Annotated in this window: 17 protein-coding genes; 8 read left to right on the top strand and 9 right to left on the bottom strand. The window is 46.0% G+C overall.

Features of this window, described 5'->3' with window-relative positions; translation table 11 throughout:
• Positions 1-143 precede the first annotated feature (143 nt).
• Positions 144-581: a hypothetical protein gene (locus LDL35_RS04715; protein ID WP_304020024.1), complete on the top strand. Its 438-nt coding sequence runs from the start codon at positions 144-146 to the stop codon at positions 579-581.
• An 18-nt stretch (positions 582-599) separates the two neighbouring features.
• Entirely contained in the window at positions 600-1,259 is a 660-nt protein-coding gene (locus LDL35_RS04720; protein WP_304020026.1) for a MarC family protein, read from the top strand.
• Positions 1,260-1,279: 20 nt separating this feature from the next.
• Here LDL35_RS04720 and LDL35_RS04725 read toward each other — a convergent pair whose 3' ends face one another.
• Entirely contained in the window at positions 1,280-1,507 is a 228-nt protein-coding gene (locus LDL35_RS04725; RefSeq protein ID WP_304020027.1) for a HypC/HybG/HupF family hydrogenase formation chaperone, read from the bottom strand.
• Positions 1,508-1,604: 97 nt separating this feature from the next.
• On the opposite strand from LDL35_RS04725, the gene LDL35_RS04730 reads away from it, so the two are divergent.
• Positions 1,605-2,591 (top strand): DUF523 and DUF1722 domain-containing protein, encoded by a 987-nt coding sequence (locus tag LDL35_RS04730; protein ID WP_304020029.1) that lies wholly within the window; start codon positions 1,605-1,607, stop codon positions 2,589-2,591.
• A gap of 11 nt (positions 2,592-2,602) precedes the next feature.
• On the opposite strand, the gene LDL35_RS04735 is transcribed toward LDL35_RS04730, so the two are convergent.
• The 5 genes from LDL35_RS04735 to LDL35_RS04755 form a co-directional block, all read right to left on the bottom strand.
• Positions 2,603-3,103: an FHA domain-containing protein gene (locus tag LDL35_RS04735; RefSeq protein WP_052288850.1), complete on the bottom strand. Its 501-nt coding sequence runs from the start codon at positions 3,101-3,103 to the stop codon at positions 2,603-2,605.
• 16 nt (positions 3,104-3,119) lie between these two features.
• The gene (locus LDL35_RS04740) at positions 3,120-4,913 is read right to left on the bottom strand and encodes an AAA family ATPase (protein ID WP_304020031.1); all 1,794 of its coding nucleotides are present in this window, start codon (positions 4,911-4,913) and stop codon (positions 3,120-3,122) included.
• Positions 4,914-5,095: 182 nt separating this feature from the next.
• Positions 5,096-7,684 carry a protein kinase gene (locus LDL35_RS04745; RefSeq protein ID WP_304020033.1) on the bottom strand — a complete coding sequence of 863 codons (2,589 nt, stop codon included), beginning with the start codon at positions 7,682-7,684 and terminating at the stop codon, positions 5,096-5,098.
• Positions 7,685-7,722: 38 nt separating this feature from the next.
• Positions 7,723-9,327: a hypothetical protein gene (locus LDL35_RS04750; protein ID WP_304020035.1), complete on the bottom strand. Its 1,605-nt coding sequence runs from the start codon at positions 9,325-9,327 to the stop codon at positions 7,723-7,725.
• A complete protein-coding gene (locus tag LDL35_RS04755) occupies positions 9,327-10,115 on the bottom strand; it encodes a PP2C family serine/threonine-protein phosphatase (protein ID WP_304020036.1) in 789 nt (262 codons plus the stop codon). Before LDL35_RS04755 ends, LDL35_RS04750 begins: the two co-directional genes overlap by 1 nt.
• 143 nt (positions 10,116-10,258) lie before the next feature.
• Here LDL35_RS04755 and LDL35_RS04760 point away from each other — a divergent pair, with 143 nt between their 5' ends.
• The 3 genes from LDL35_RS04760 (at position 10,259) to LDL35_RS04770 (ending at position 11,805) form a co-directional block, all read left to right on the top strand.
• Positions 10,259-10,558 carry a hypothetical protein gene (locus LDL35_RS04760; protein ID WP_304020038.1) on the top strand — a complete coding sequence of 100 codons (300 nt, stop codon included), beginning with the start codon at positions 10,259-10,261 and terminating at the stop codon, positions 10,556-10,558.
• A 102-nt stretch (positions 10,559-10,660) separates the two neighbouring features.
• Positions 10,661-11,215, top strand: coding sequence for a class I SAM-dependent methyltransferase (locus tag LDL35_RS04765; RefSeq protein WP_304020039.1), 555 nt, complete (start codon positions 10,661-10,663; stop codon positions 11,213-11,215).
• Positions 11,212-11,805 carry an HD domain-containing protein gene (locus LDL35_RS04770; protein WP_304020040.1) on the top strand — a complete coding sequence of 198 codons (594 nt, stop codon included), beginning with the start codon at positions 11,212-11,214 and terminating at the stop codon, positions 11,803-11,805. The genes LDL35_RS04765 and LDL35_RS04770 overlap by 4 nt, the downstream gene beginning before the upstream one ends.
• Positions 11,806-12,096: 291 nt before the next feature.
• Here LDL35_RS04770 and LDL35_RS04775 read toward each other — a convergent pair whose 3' ends face one another.
• Positions 12,097-12,477, bottom strand: coding sequence for a type II toxin-antitoxin system VapC family toxin (locus tag LDL35_RS04775; RefSeq protein ID WP_304020042.1), 381 nt, complete (start codon positions 12,475-12,477; stop codon positions 12,097-12,099).
• A 26-nt stretch (positions 12,478-12,503) separates the two neighbouring features.
• On the opposite strand from LDL35_RS04775, the gene LDL35_RS15275 reads away from it, so the two are divergent.
• Entirely contained in the window at positions 12,504-12,611 is a 108-nt protein-coding gene (locus tag LDL35_RS15275; RefSeq protein ID WP_369694882.1) for a HepT-like ribonuclease domain-containing protein, read from the top strand.
• A gap of 101 nt (positions 12,612-12,712) precedes the next feature.
• Here LDL35_RS15275 and LDL35_RS04780 read toward each other — a convergent pair whose 3' ends face one another.
• Positions 12,713-13,114, bottom strand: a complete 402-nt coding sequence (locus LDL35_RS04780) for a secondary thiamine-phosphate synthase enzyme YjbQ (RefSeq protein WP_304020044.1) — start codon at positions 13,112-13,114, stop codon at positions 12,713-12,715.
• Positions 13,115-13,431: 317 nt separating this feature from the next.
• On the opposite strand from LDL35_RS04780, the gene LDL35_RS04785 reads away from it, so the two are divergent.
• Positions 13,432-13,749: a hypothetical protein gene (locus LDL35_RS04785; RefSeq protein ID WP_304020045.1), complete on the top strand. Its 318-nt coding sequence runs from the start codon at positions 13,432-13,434 to the stop codon at positions 13,747-13,749.
• A 211-nt stretch (positions 13,750-13,960) separates the two neighbouring features.
• On the opposite strand, the gene LDL35_RS04790 is transcribed toward LDL35_RS04785, so the two are convergent.
• Positions 13,961-14,228, bottom strand: a 268-nt coding sequence (locus LDL35_RS04790) for an ABC transporter permease (protein ID WP_304020047.1), incomplete at its 5' end; no start/stop codon positions are given.

The following is a 14,228-nucleotide window of genomic DNA, read 5'->3' on the forward strand; positions in this document are numbered from 1 at the left end:
TCACATCCACTGAAGTAGTCGACACGGAAAGTGGAAAAACCCACGTATCATCAATTGAAATAATCCTGATCTCCAGAAAATAAACAACATCCCTTTTCTTTCTGACAAAAGAATTTAAGCAGCTATTGCTAAACCTTTTAAGAATGAAGATCGGTCTGGTGATGCTGATCGGGTGCTTCCTGATCCTGGTGTCCCAGTCATACGCCGCCACCCCTGATTCAGAAGGGTACCTTCGTATTGAGTCAGTTACGATATCATTGATGCCCGGGTATGCCGACGTTCACGTGGAATACGAGTTGGAAGATGCATTCAGGGTTCTTGCATTTATGTTTGGGGAAAATGATATCAAATCCAGGCTTCTGCAAAAACTTGCCTTCTCCAATGTAAGCGTACTCTCGATGAACTATACGGCAGCAGACCTGCAGGTGTATGATGTTCAGCCGGTTTATGGCGACGGACTGTACTGGTTCCCGGCCCACAGGTTCGGATGTGAGATTCCGGAGGTCGTGATCAGCACCAATCTGTCAACGGAAAGGTATGAGAATATCAGTGCCCTGGAGAACGGGATTGTATATTACTAATACATCCAAACAAGTACCATGGCACCAGATCTCATCAGTTTCTCTCTTTTCGCCCTTTCATCCATCCTCATCGTGGTAAATCCTCTTGGTGCCCTGCTGGTGTATAACTCCATCACTGAGTTCATGGATTCCAAAGACAAACGCAGGGTGGCAGCCTACGGGTGTCGTATCGCAGGAGTGGTACTCATATTCTTCACCCTGTTCGGCTCATCCCTCCTGTCACTCTTTGGGATAACCATCAGTGCTTTTACCGTCGCCGGCGGGGTCCTGCTGTTTGGTATTGGTATGGAGATGGTGTATGCACGGACCTCACGGGCAAAGGTAACGGCAACGGAGAAGTATGAGAGCATCGATGCCGAGGACATCTCATCCATGCCCCTTGCATTTCCGATGATATCAGGACCCGGGACCATCACAACGGTAATAGTCCTCTCTCAGGATACCCCGATTTTTTCTGAACCGGTGGAACTTGGGATCATCCTGGGCTCAGTGATCGTGACTATTCTCATCACCTATATCGTCCTGATATCCTCTGACCAGATAACAAAACGGATCGGTCAGCGTGAATACCGGGTTGTCAACCGTCTGATGGGGATTATGCTCATGGCCATCGCAGTTCAGTTTATCATCAACGGAATCTCGCAGGCATTTCCGATGCTGACCGGTTCAGCAATCTGAACCATTTTTAAAAACGGGTTTTATGCTTCTTCCATTGCTGCATAGCACTGCCTGAAGAGTTCCCTGGTTTCAAGAGCCTCATCCCGGTTCACCTTCTGGATGGCAAACCCCACATGAACAAGGACAAAATCTCCAACCGAAACGTCCACAAGGTCAATGCGGATGTCCTGTTTCAGGCTTCCAAAATCAACAAGAGCGGTATTGTCATCACGAATCTCAAGAATTTCTGCAGGAATTGCAATACACATATCGGTTAATCCTCTTCTCCGGGGATTATCGTACCCGGTTTATGATCAGTTTGTATCCGTATCCTATATACCTGTGTGAAGGGTATGTATCTTTGGTATGCAGAAAAAAAGGACCTTTCAAAAGCCCGTAATTGTGATCAGCCGGTGTATCGAGCATGATCCGGTCAGGTATAACGGGGATATGATTTCAAGTTCCGAAGTTGCCGCGATGAAACCATATGTCACCTTCATCCCGGTATGTCCGGAGGTTGAGATAGGACTGGGGATTCCCCGCAGCAGCATCAGGATAGTCAGAACAAAGGAGGGAGACCGGCTTATACAGCCCACCACCAATGAAGACCTGACTGACCGCATGAACACATTTACCGAGGGATTTATAAAGAGTCTCACATCCGTTGACGGGTTTATCCTGAAAAACAAATCCCCGACATCAGGTATCTCCAATGTGAACATCTACCCGTCGGTTGGAAAATCAGCTGCCATTGAAAAAGGACCAGGATTTTTCGGAGGAAAGATCCTTGAGACGTTCCCTGATTATCCGATTGAAGATGAGGGGCGGATACGAAATCAGAGAATCCGCGAACATTTCCTGACCAGAATATTCATGCTGGCAGATCTCCGGAACGTCGAGTCAGCCGGAACAATGGCAGCGCTTGCAAGGTTTCATTCGGAAAATAAACTCCTTCTCATGGCATACAACCAGAGCAGGCTCAGGGAACTTGGAAGGATAGTCGCAAACTCTGACAGGAAAAGACCTGATGAGGTCATGAAAGAGTACCGCCGCGCCCTCCTTGCAGCAACCCGGCTCCCTCCCCGGTATACCTCACACATTAATGTATTACATCACTCGTTTGGATATATCAGTGATAATCTGAATCCTGATGAGAAGGCATTCTTCCTTGACCGGATTGAAGCATACCGGGAGGGACGACTTCCCTTATCTGCCGTCAGGATGATTCTCCAGACCTGGCTCCTTTCGCATACATCAGATTATCTGAAAAATCAGACCTGGTTTGCACCATATCCGGACGGGCTTGTGATTCTTCCTGCCGATGAACTGGAACGGGGACGGAATATGTATTGATGGAGAGGGTTTTACATCGTCTGTACCATAAAGGTGCAGTTTGATGAGAAAGAGATGGAATCCCCATCTTTTACCTCATACCATTTATCTGGAGAGATCTTTTTTCCCTGGATATAGGTGCCGTTTGTCGAGTTTTCATCCCTGACCAGCCACTTCCCGTTAAAATATTTGAACGTTGCATGCTGCCGGGATACGCCGTTATATTGCTGAAGAAGAGTCCTGCCTACTGCATCCCTGCCAACGGTATCCCCATGATGAACTGTTATTGTGGCTCCCGGAGACATTGAAAGCGTGAGAGGGGTGACCTCTCTGATAGTCCTCCCCTCATCAAACCCGATATTGGCAAACCGTCTGTCAGGCGGTTTTTTTACAATCCCTTTTCCTTCTATCTGCCGGATGGTCTTTCGTTCAACCGGCTTTTTCCCTGAGATGTCTGAAAAACACCGCATACAGATCATCTCAGTCGCAGGATTTGCCATCCCACATGTATCACAAATTTTTTGAAGCACCATAATTACATCCGGGCATTCACACCCTGGAGAGGCTGACCTCCCATCCTGATTCACTATCTGAAATATGAGTTATTATTACTTTTTCTTCCGGAGTAAAAGTTTCTTTAATAAGAACCCTGGAGAGGGGGTGAATGAGCATGGCCTCAACCCGCTGGCCGATACTGATACCTCCCCTGCTCAGGTCCTGACAGCAGTATTCTTCCACCATCTCCCTGACAGAGGGGCTTATCATGAGGTTAATCGTGAACATCAGTGAGATCTTCTCAAATATCCTTGTGAGCATGGCATCGAGAACCAGTTTTGCCGCATCAGGCTGGATACTGCGGAAGATGATGGTATTTCCCCTGATGAACCGTGAGAAATCAAGATTCTTCTTCTCTTCAAAGAAGAGGGTGATACTCTCACTCGCCGTCCGTTCACGGGCCATGTACTCCTTGTTGGTCTCTTCTTCACTGTGCGAGTGCTGGTATGCATTCGGACAACACCCGGAGAGACGGAGGGTGCAGATGATAAAGCATCCGGAAAAACTGATGAGCATCCCGTCGTCGGTGATTATCTGCCCGTCCCGGATGATGGAAGATATGAGTCTTAATACATCAGAATGCGCTGATTCAATATTTTCAAAGAGCACAATTGAGTACGGATTTTGTTTGATTTTTCCAAGAAAACTGCCATTATCCATCGAGGAGAACGACAGCATCCGCATACATGCATCATCATCCGAGTAATCACTCATATTCAGCAAGATCATATCACGGTCCGGACCAAGGAGTAGGTCCTTTAATGCACTTGCCAGAGTTGTCTTTCCTACTCCCTCATGCCCTGCCAGAAGGACAAATCCCCGTGGCTGGGAGATCTCAGGAGGATACTGAGAATAGGAAAGACCAAGGTAGGCCTGGTTTAACAGATTGCATACCCGTTTTATGGCATGTTTCTGCCCAAAGACGCGGGCGCCAAGAAACTGTGCAGCCTCTTCTATCTTCTTTTTGTCAACCGTCTTCCAGAAATTATCTGCAATACCGGATGAATACTGAACAACAGCCTCATGAAGATCGGATACTGACAAAATCTCACGTCGCACCAGGGAGATCAGGGAGACTATCTCATTTGCCTGAAGATCATGAGTTCTTTTCACCAGCAACGAGAGTGATTCCTTCTTTTCAGGCTCCTTTTGAGATTCGAACTGGGGAACATTCTTCGTCAGCGATTCAAGCAGGGCACGACGAGTGTCAAGGTCTGGCCGTGGGACGACAATCTGCCTGACCCTGGTATTATCACGGGTATACCAGGAGGGCAAAGAGGCATCCCGGTCATGAATCCAGATAAGAAGGTTAAACCTTGGATAAGAACTCCCGGCCAGAAGTCTTGGCTCTGCATTCTGACAGGTACAGAACAGGTTAAAGAAGAATTTGTCAGAGGCGGCATAGCGTTCGTCATGCCGGGTAATCTGGTTCAGAATTATGGCAGAGTACGCGGTCCGGTTATCCACACTCTTTTGTAAAATTTCAACGGTCCTCTCAAGTGAGGGAGGCCCGGTCTTCTCCACCGACAACACATCTCCCAAGATGGCATGAATCGTATCAGGATCCCCATGCAGATGCGAAAATCCCACGAATGGTTCAAGCCCCAGGATGATATCATACCCCTCCTTGACCAGGATGGTACGGATATAATCTTTAAGCCTCAATGTAGTGAGATTGCCATCTATCTCAACCGGATACACATCCAGGATGTTACCGGTAAATGTAAACTGCGGGGTTACCGAGAGAAATCTGACAAATTCCGTAGTCCATTTCGGTAGGCTGAACATGTGGGTCACCTGAAGATTTCCTGAGATATTTCGGCATGATACCAATTACCGGATGATGAAAAGAAATTCCCAGTACTGAAGATAGTATCTCCCTGACATTTGAAGCTTATTATACTCTCCTCATTATCTTCATACCAGGGACACCAGGAACAGGGATGAAAAGATGATGTACAGAAAAATCCTTACTTTATTGCCAGCATTCGTTGAGCCCATTCGTTCTCAGGGTCGATAACCAGGATCTTATCCAGGTACAGCCTTGCCTCTGCTTTTGCTCCACGCTTGAGCAGAATGAAAACTTTGATTCGCAAGGCCTCAATTATCGTTTCATCCTTTTCAATAACCCCGGTGATGTATTTGTCTGCTTCTGTATAATCCCCAAGTTTCAGATAGCACCGTGCCGCCTTGACACAGCTGTGCAGGTGGTCAGGATGATTATTACAGATATCTAAAAATGACTGTAATGCTTCAGGAACCCGTTCGATTGCATACAAACAATCCCCCTTGTAAAATAACGCCTTAGGAAGGCCGGGATATGCAGCAAGGATCTTATCACAGATTTCAATGGACTCCCAGTATCTCTTTTGTTTGAAATAGAGCCGCGCAAGACCGATCTGAGGTACAGGCTGGGCGATATGAGCTATCGGAACCTCTAGGTATTTCTGCTCAGCCAAGGCCGGGTTCCCGGTCTCCTCCAGATGTTCACCAGAAAGCCAGGTGATGAAGGGATCATCAGATGTCTGGATGATTTTATGTGACAGGCAAAATCCGGCCTCATGACTCCGTTTTAATTTAAAAAGGCTTACTCCCCGCATTGCCCAACCGACAGCACCGGATTTGTCCATCTCAATCAGACGCTCTGATATCGAGAGAGCAAGGGAGAAGTTGTCCTCAAGATAATACTGGACATACTTCTCTTTCCAGAACGTTGCCGTTTCATTCCAGGGATCAGACGAGATGGAGAACAGGTTCTTTTCATACTCTCTGGTCAGGGCGGTGTAAAACCTGAACCTGGTCAGGCCTTTTCTCTTATTAAAAAGGAGCGTAAGAACCCTGATGTCTAGGTTGTAGGCCTTCTTCAAAAGAAGTTTTCCAGACTTTTCATCCTGCAGTTCTTCAAATGCAGAGGCAAGGGCAACAAGGAGATCAGGCTCAATCACCTGGGCGGCCAGGGCATGTTTTGCAGCGGCTATCATGTCCTTCTTACATTCATCAGCATCTGATTTCGCAGACAATTTTATGAAATTCTGATAGATGGAGACGATAGCAATTACTGACTTGGCACTCCATTCAGTCGGGATTCCGGCAAGCTCGCGTTCATGCAGAATTTTTGCATACTGAAACAGCCGTTTTCGTTCGGTCGTTCCCCGGGGGTTGCTCTTTATCCAGGTAAAGAGCCGCATGAAGAAGATACTTTTTACTTCCTGCTTTGTTATCTCCAGGAATTTTGTGTACATCTCCTCAATCTCACCGGAGAAGAGCATGATGATGATCCGCTCCTCATTCTCATCCTGTTCTCTGTTCAGAGACCTGCCTAAAAACCAGACAATATTCGTGATATCAATGACTTTTCCAAAAAGAGTAAAGGGAATGTCCCGGTTCAGTTCTGCTGCAATGTAGAGGAGCCGCTCATCTTCGTTCGGATAGGTTTCGATATACTTGGAGATGGTGACCGCCTTATTGTACTGTTCGGTCGCCTCAAGCCATCTGAGCAGGTATCCCCGGCCGATATGCCGCTTTGCATCCTCCCAGGAGACCGGGTCACCGATAAAGGCATACATCAGGTCATGGAGACTGTAGTAATTCTCATCATGAAACTCATATGGCTTTGAGATACCCATCCTGCCGGTATGCTCTTCCTCATAATAGACCGGGATATTCCGCTTCCCCGACAGCCAGAGCGAGACCTCCCGTTTCCCCCACCTCTTCTTGGGATTCCTGGTCAAAAGTCCTTTGAGCAGAATAAGGCGATCAGGATTTATCTGCTCAGAGAGGATAATGCCCCGGGATGCCAGCGTTGAGAGGATGAGATTATGATTCAGCCCGTCGAATGGATGCTTCTTCTCAGTCAGCTCAAGAGCGATGACCCCAAGAGCCCAGTAATCACTCTCCCTTCCGACCACATTTCCAAGTTGCTCCGGGGCCCAGTACATAGGGGTTCCCTTTGTCGTGGTGATATGCCGGGAGAGTTCGCTGTCAAGTAAGGTTGAGATACCAAAATCGGTGAGGATCAGGTTGAGTGGTCTGAGCTCACGGATCAGGATATTTGATGGTTTTAAGTCAAGGTGCAGGACATTATTTTTATGCAGGGTGTCAAGACCGAATGCTATCTCTTCTATGATGGCCTTAAAGGTGCTATTATTGATGGACTGTTTCTGGACCAGGTCGCGAAGTGATCCATACCTGGCATATTCCAGGATCTCATACCACCGTTCTGAATCCTCATCAAAACCGTAATCGATGATCTTGATAAGATTCTTCGGGTTCCGCAGTGAGATATGACTGACCTGATCCAGCACGTCAATCTTTGGTTCAATTCCGAGCCGGTAATGTTTCAGGATATAATAGACCCGGTCTTTTTGGATAAGCCAGATGTCAGCTTCCCCGCCGGTTGCCGGAAACTGTTTCATGATCCGGTACGTTCTGAAATACCGCTGGGATTCAGACCCGGCTATTTCAGGTTCTGTGGGATTGGAAGGTTCTGACTGTGCTGACAGCCCGTCCCGTAAGGTTCTGCCTCTTTTTTCCGGACTATCAACATCTTCCGGTATCATACCTGGCTCCGGATACCATGTATAGGGAGTTTATAGAATTAAGATATATGCTCATCAGTCAGGATGTCAAACCTGGTGAGCTGCTGAATGGGCACTTCATCCGGATTCTTCTTTAAACGCTCAATAAAAAGGATATGTTCTTTTTTTAATTCATCCTGCAGGATGGCATAATCACGACTCCATACCGCTGATGCATGTGCATCATCCTTCTGAATCTGGTCAGGGTCCAGTTCATCAATATCAAGACCATCGACAATCCTGACCAGTCTGAATACCAGTTCATCCAGCGGATTGATGGAGATCATAACCGAGTAATGAGATACCGGAGAAAAGACCTCAATACTCCCCCGCCGGAACGAATCACGAAGGTTGGTCATCTTCCGTGGCTTGACCCGGTATCCCCGTCCCTTCATAGCCTCCAGGATGCTCTGAATGACCGTCTCCCACTGCTTATCAGAGAGGGATTTGCTCTTTTTTTGAAGATAATATGCATCATACTGCCTCCTGATAACCGACAGTTCACGAAGCTCAGGGAAGGGGTCATGATACAGGATCATGGCAGCGTCCAGAAGAGCCCCGGCATCAGGATCCAGAGAGAGGGTCTGGACTATCTCTTCAAGGTCCTCCCTGATAACCGTCTTCTCAGGGATCTTCTCTTTCAATAGTCCATATTCCAGTTGCAGGTTCTCCCTTTGGAGGGCAAGCCGTTCAGGAGTTGTCTCTTTTGCAACCGGTTCGTAATCTGAACTCTCCGTCTCATCATAATCAAAAAACCCAATCCGCCCGTGAAAAAATTCCGCTTCCATGGTCAGGAGTTCCATGGACACATCATGGGCAATCTTTGCCTTTTCCTCCTCACGATCTGGTTCCTCACGAGAAATCCCTCCAAGGGTAGTGTGCTCAATTCCAGATACCCGGTGATCAAGGGCTGAAAGCTGTTCTTCAAGACTCTTTAGTTTCTCTTTTCTGGCATCAAGATCCGGAATTTCAGAAAGTGTAGAGATCTGGGCCTGTAATGAATGCAGGATCTCCAGATCCGGAAGCGATACATTTTTCAGTTCAAGAGAGGAGGCCTCTTTTTTCAGCTCATCAATCCGGTTATTAAGTGAGAAAAGAGCATGTCTGCAGGTATAATACCTGGTGGCAATATCAGATATGAGTGCCTTATACGAGTTTATCCGTTCAGACTGAACCTCAAGCGTGGAGAGATTCTCAACTGACCGTCTGTATTCCAGGTATGCAGGATTTTCAGCACTGATGAAGGATTCAGATACCAGTCGGTTAAGAAGGCTTTCTATCTTCTGTATATACACCTCTTCCAGAAGTCGCATCTCATTCTCTTCAAGGAGGAGCTGGATGAGCACAATCCTGAACCGGTCAGCTTTCCGGAAGAATAACTCCATCGTCTTTCTTGAGGATTCAGGAGATTTCCAGGCAGGATAATCAGGAGTCAGGATTTGCTCAGCAATTTCCCTGAGTTCTTCGTGTAATTTTATAACCCGCTCATTCTTGTTTGTCAGGGTATCAAACCGTCTTTCTGCGCTGGATAAAAGAGAATGGATTCGCTTTTCTATCCATTCAAGTGACTGGCCGTCATCATCAGAATGTGCGAGGGCAATTTCTACAACGATCAGAGAACTCATTATGACTGGCTGGTTGAGAGAAGAATTGCCGTTACATTATCCTGTGATTGTCGTGCAAGGGAAGCAACGAGCACTTTATCGAGGAAGGCATACCCCGGATGTTTCTGAAGGATCATCTCCAGTTCATCCTGTGAGAAACATTCCCAAATCCCGTCAGAACAGATGAAGAACTGATCCTGGTCACGAAGACCGATGGTCTTGAACCAGACATGGACTGAGTCCTTTATCCCGTCACCGGATATGGATGAAGTGACGATATTTTTCCGTGGGTGATACCTCATCTCATCCTCGGTGATTACTCCCTCTTCAAGAAGGTGCTGGACGACTGAGTGATCTTTGGTTATCCTCTCGAAGAATTTCCCGTTTATCCGGTAGACCCGGCAGTCTCCGATGTTGAATACATGGGCTTTTTCTTCCTGGATGATAACCCCGGCAAGGGTACACCCAAGATTTGATGCTTCAGGATTTTTCTCAACATACGCCTCCAGCTGTTCTTTTGCAGCATAGACAACCGAATTGAAACTCTCTTCATCGGTTATCTCGGCAAAGTGATCCTGAAGGTAGGTTAAAACCAGCTGGGCTGCCACCTCTCCTTTTTGTTCTCCTCCAATTCCGTCTGCAACACAGAATAGGGCATTCATGACCTCTCCGCTGTAAGACTCGGGGATTTTCATGGAGAGATCTGATATCAGTGTTCCCGGAATGACCAGTCCGTCTTCGTTGTTGGATCTGACCCCGCCTTTGTTGGTGAAAAAGAATGCTTCAACCCGTTGTTTCGTTTTATTCATAACCTATATGACCATCGTGTTTGAAAGAGATATACCCTACTCTGATCTCCTGCGTATCATATACCAAGTGAATGTGCAGGATAAACGACCATACCCACGAACCATTAATATAGGAGAAAAGAGCATGTTTTGTCGGTGAGGATATGGTCGTCAAGGAGACAGTTATCAAGCGTCTTGGAGTGATGAGTGTAGCAAAGTTCAGTGCAGTCATCGGAGTTATCTATGGATTTCTCATGGGTATTGTGATGGCCCTTGGGATGGGAAGTGCCATGGGACTTGCGGGGGACGTCGGTATGGGTGTTGGAACCGGTATTGCGGCCCTCATTGTAATGATCATCGTCGGAGCGATCTTCGGGTTTATTGGCGGGGCAATCGTTGCTTTTGTCTATAATCTGGCCCTTGGAGTCATCGGCGGTATTGAAGTCGATCTTGAGATGGATTAACCGATTCGTTTCTTCATGAGCCGGTATATCACCGCCCCGGTCACTTCGGTTTTTTCTTTTTTTTCTTGCGGTTTGATATCTGTCAGATAGAAACCTATAGGCATGGCTCATTCAGTGTGTCCGGCAGAACGTGCCTGGATGCTTGACAATCCTTTCAGATCGCTGCTCATCAGACCAAGCCGGCTGCTCAAGCCCCATGTCAGACCAAAGATGACGGTCCTTGATGTCGGGTGTGGTCCTGGGTTTTTTACCGGTGTCATGGCCAGATTTGTTGGGCCGGAAGGAACGGTCATTGCTGCGGATCTTCAACCTGAAATGCTGGATCGTACGAAAGAAAAGATGATCCGAAAGGGGCTTATTGACCGGGTGATCCTGCATAAGACGGCATCTGAAACGCTTCATCTCAATGAGTCCGGATTTGTTGACTTTGCAATTGGCTTTCATATGGTCCACGAAGTCCCCTCTCCCCTGGCATTGTTTGCAGAGGTATTTGATTGTCTAAAACCGAGCGGTATCTTTCTGGTGAGTGAACCAAAAGGGCATGTCAAAATGGAGGAGTTCATTCAGGAGATGATAGAGGCACAGGCTGCCGGGTTTTGTATTGCGAGAGAGCAACACAGCCTGCTTGAACATCAGGTCCTATTGAAAAAGCCATGACCGAACTATTTCGCGAGATGAAAAATTTCGTTAAGCAGGCCCTTTTTGAGGCGGGTTCCCATGGGTTTGACCATACCCTCCGGGTAGTATCCCTGTGTGAAATAATCGGAGAGGCGGAGCAGGCAGAGATGGAGATCCTGATTCCCGCTGCAATCTTCCATGATATTGCCCGGCCCCTGGAGAGGAAGACAGGGATTTCCCATGAGATAAAAGGGGCAGAGATGACTGAGGAGTTTCTGACCGGAATATCATATGGAGAGGAGCGGATCTTACGCATTGTCCATGCTATCAAAGCCCACCGGTTCAGCACCGCTCTTGTTCCGGAGACACTGGAGGCAAAGATCCTCTCTGACGCAGACAAACTGGATGCGATGGGAGCTGTGGGGATTGCCCGGACGTTTATTTCAGCCGGTGAACATGGTGGGGATATTACGGACGGGCTTGAACATATGTATGAGAAATTGCTCAGGTTATCGGATATGATGTACACCCGGACCGGGAAGGAGATGGCTGAACGGAGGCATACATTCTTAGTGGCATTTGTTCAGGCATTGGAAGAGGAGAGAGGGATGGAGGAAAGAGGGGGTTAGAGATATAAAGACCTTTTATCGGGATTGACCAATCATGATTCTACCAAAATTTCACCTCATATAGAACATAAGATTTTCTTTTTAATGCGTTGTACTCCGAATCCTGCAAAATGAATCGAGTTTGACCCAGAATTATGACCATTAACTCTCATCCAGATCACCCTGACGGGCAAATTAGGGCAGCAAGTCCCATACTGGGAACCCAGATAAATTGAATAATATGCAGCACCAGGCTCCTAATTTTTTATTTTTTTGATGAGATTTATGAGCAACAGAGAAAAGTAATCTATTTCAAAGAAATAATTCATCAATATCTGATACATTAGAAGAGCGAATAAAAAAAGCTTGCACGCCCTTTTTCATTGCATGATGATGCATACCTTCATCATCGGTTATCAGAGGTATTTTGTCCCGATACGCTAATGCGATAAAATATGAGTCAAATCCAGAACAACTTTGAGATTCAGCGATTCTCCAGGCTTCATAAAATATCTCATCATCTGATATAAGTGTACTCGTAGTATAGAGTCGGGATGTGATCTTTTGGCTGGTTTTCTCATCAGTAAACCGACGACAGACCGCAGCAACTTCAACAATGCACACTTTTGGCAATAAGAGTTCAATAAATCTCTCTTCAATGATTTTAAAAAGAAACTGAACCTTATATACCATGGCAGGATATTTCAGGCCTTCGGAATATTTTAGTTCACCAATACAGAGCGATAAATGCCCCCAGATTATGGATAATAATTGAACATGATATTCCTGATTTGTCCAATTTCGTACATAAAAATCTCATGCCGTAAACAAGAATAAGACTAAAAAATTAAGGGATAGACCCCGTCCAAATTTTCCCAATTATTTCTGAAACGAAACGCTCCCCATATGAGATCCATTCGCATCTCATCTACCCGTCACGTACCCCGACCAGAACATGCCGGTTCCGGGGACCATCAAACTCGCAAAAGTAAATACCCTGCCAGGTCCCAAGAGCCAGCCGGCCATCTATCACCGGTATCGTGAGAGAAAAACCCATCAGGGAAGCCTTGATATGGGCATCGGAATTTCCTTCAGCATGCCGGTAATCACCGGTTGCCGGAACCAGGCGGGTAAGACCGACAAGGATGTCTCGTACAACGTCAGGATCTGCATTCTCATTGATGGTAAGACCTGCTGTTGTATGTTGGGTAAACACAACGCAAGTACCGTTTTGCACTCCGCAACTTCGGACTTCCTCTGAAATTCTATCGGTAATATCAATGAACTGTGCTCTGGAACCGGTCCTGACGTCAATTTTTGTCCACTTCACCTAGATCACCTCATCTGTCTTTTGGTTTCAGTTTGTACACTTCCATCGTATTATCAGATTCGGTCAGGATCGAGAAAGTATTCATTCATCGTCCTGTGTTTTACAAAATTTCTGATAAAAAAATCGCGTCGCTTTTCCTGTTTCCATGATATTCTTACGATCCTTATGACTCTGAATGAATGTGTGATAACGACAACCTCCAAGAGGGATACATTGAAGAATGTAATAACCCGAACCACCCACTACGTATTCAGCCGGTCAAAACCCACCACCGAAAATAATGACTGAGTTAAATAAAAATATCAAATGCATTATCTATGATTAAAGCAAATATTGTATATCTCATTGTGACCATGCAGGAAAAAAGACCAAACAAAGTTCTTGGATATCGGAATGATATTCATGGAGAACCCGCTCAGACGCTCATCGGATCGGACGACGATGAAAGATCTATTATATTCTGTCTCAAATCAGGAGAAACGACTATCATCACATCCCGGGATCTGAATCTCAGCAATAACCCATTTACTCCATGTGATGAATCAGTACATCAGAAAATATTCAGGAATATGAAAAAACATCCGGATATCTATGTGAAGTTTTTTACTCTCCTGAATGAAAAAATTCCCCGGTAAATTTTATTCAGAACTCATTATCTTCTCATATCCAGACTTCATTGCAAATCTCAGTATTCATGAGACGATACCGTAGCGTGCATACCGTCTTAAAATAATCTCTATTTGAGATCTATTTTTTCATCATTCCTTTGAATACAACACAGATTCAAGAAAAAATGTTTTGGATAAATAAGAGATTATCAGGGCCTTTTCTGAATAATGGACTTATTTAGATGGAGATCTTTCTGAATAAATATGCACCGATTACCGTCATAGCACAGGCAAATCCTCCAATAACAATGAAACAAAGGACCGGATTTATCTGGCTCACTCCCGTCAGGCCATACCGGATTCCTTCAACCCCATACGTCAGGGGGTCTAATTTAGTTATCGGTAATAACCAGTTTGGAAGGGAACTAATCGGAAATAACGCTCCTGAAAGACCGAATATCGGAAAGATGACAAAGTTCATGATAAGCTGAAACCCGGTCATATCC

Origin of the sequence: Methanospirillum hungatei (assembly GCF_020216685.1) — an archaeon.
Taxonomy (GTDB): domain Archaea; phylum Halobacteriota; class Methanomicrobia; order Methanomicrobiales; family Methanospirillaceae; genus Methanospirillum; species Methanospirillum hungatei_B.

Excerpts from the sequence above, each read along its gene's own strand:
- LDL35_RS04755 (WP_304020036.1), bottom strand. The coding sequence starts at position 10,115 with ATGAATAAAACGAAACAACGGGTTGAAGCATTCTTTTTCACCAACAAA.
- LDL35_RS04730 (WP_304020029.1), top strand. The coding sequence starts at position 1,605 with ATGCAGAAAAAAAGGACCTTTCAAAAGCCCGTAATTGTGATCAGCCGG.
- LDL35_RS04720 (WP_304020026.1), top strand. The coding sequence starts at position 600 with ATGGCACCAGATCTCATCAGTTTCTCTCTTTTCGCCCTTTCATCCATC.
- LDL35_RS04785 (WP_304020045.1), top strand. The coding sequence starts at position 13,432 with ATGATTAAAGCAAATATTGTATATCTCATTGTGACCATGCAGGAAAAA.
- LDL35_RS04760 (WP_304020038.1), top strand. The coding sequence starts at position 10,259 with ATGGTCGTCAAGGAGACAGTTATCAAGCGTCTTGGAGTGATGAGTGTA.
- LDL35_RS04750 (WP_304020035.1), bottom strand. The coding sequence starts at position 9,327 with ATGAGTTCTCTGATCGTTGTAGAAATTGCCCTCGCACATTCTGATGAT.
- LDL35_RS04725 (WP_304020027.1), bottom strand. The coding sequence starts at position 1,507 with ATGTGTATTGCAATTCCTGCAGAAATTCTTGAGATTCGTGATGACAAT.
- LDL35_RS04740 (WP_304020031.1), bottom strand. The coding sequence starts at position 4,913 with ATGTTCAGCCTACCGAAATGGACTACGGAATTTGTCAGATTTCTCTCG.
- LDL35_RS04735 (WP_052288850.1), bottom strand. The coding sequence starts at position 3,103 with ATGGTGCTTCAAAAAATTTGTGATACATGTGGGATGGCAAATCCTGCG.
- LDL35_RS04715 (WP_304020024.1), top strand. The coding sequence starts at position 144 with ATGAAGATCGGTCTGGTGATGCTGATCGGGTGCTTCCTGATCCTGGTG.
- LDL35_RS04765 (WP_304020039.1), top strand. The coding sequence starts at position 10,661 with ATGGCTCATTCAGTGTGTCCGGCAGAACGTGCCTGGATGCTTGACAAT.
- LDL35_RS04775 (WP_304020042.1), bottom strand. The coding sequence starts at position 12,477 with ATGGTATATAAGGTTCAGTTTCTTTTTAAAATCATTGAAGAGAGATTT.
- LDL35_RS04745 (WP_304020033.1), bottom strand. The coding sequence starts at position 7,684 with ATGATACCGGAAGATGTTGATAGTCCGGAAAAAAGAGGCAGAACCTTA.
- LDL35_RS04770 (WP_304020040.1), top strand. The coding sequence starts at position 11,212 with ATGACCGAACTATTTCGCGAGATGAAAAATTTCGTTAAGCAGGCCCTT.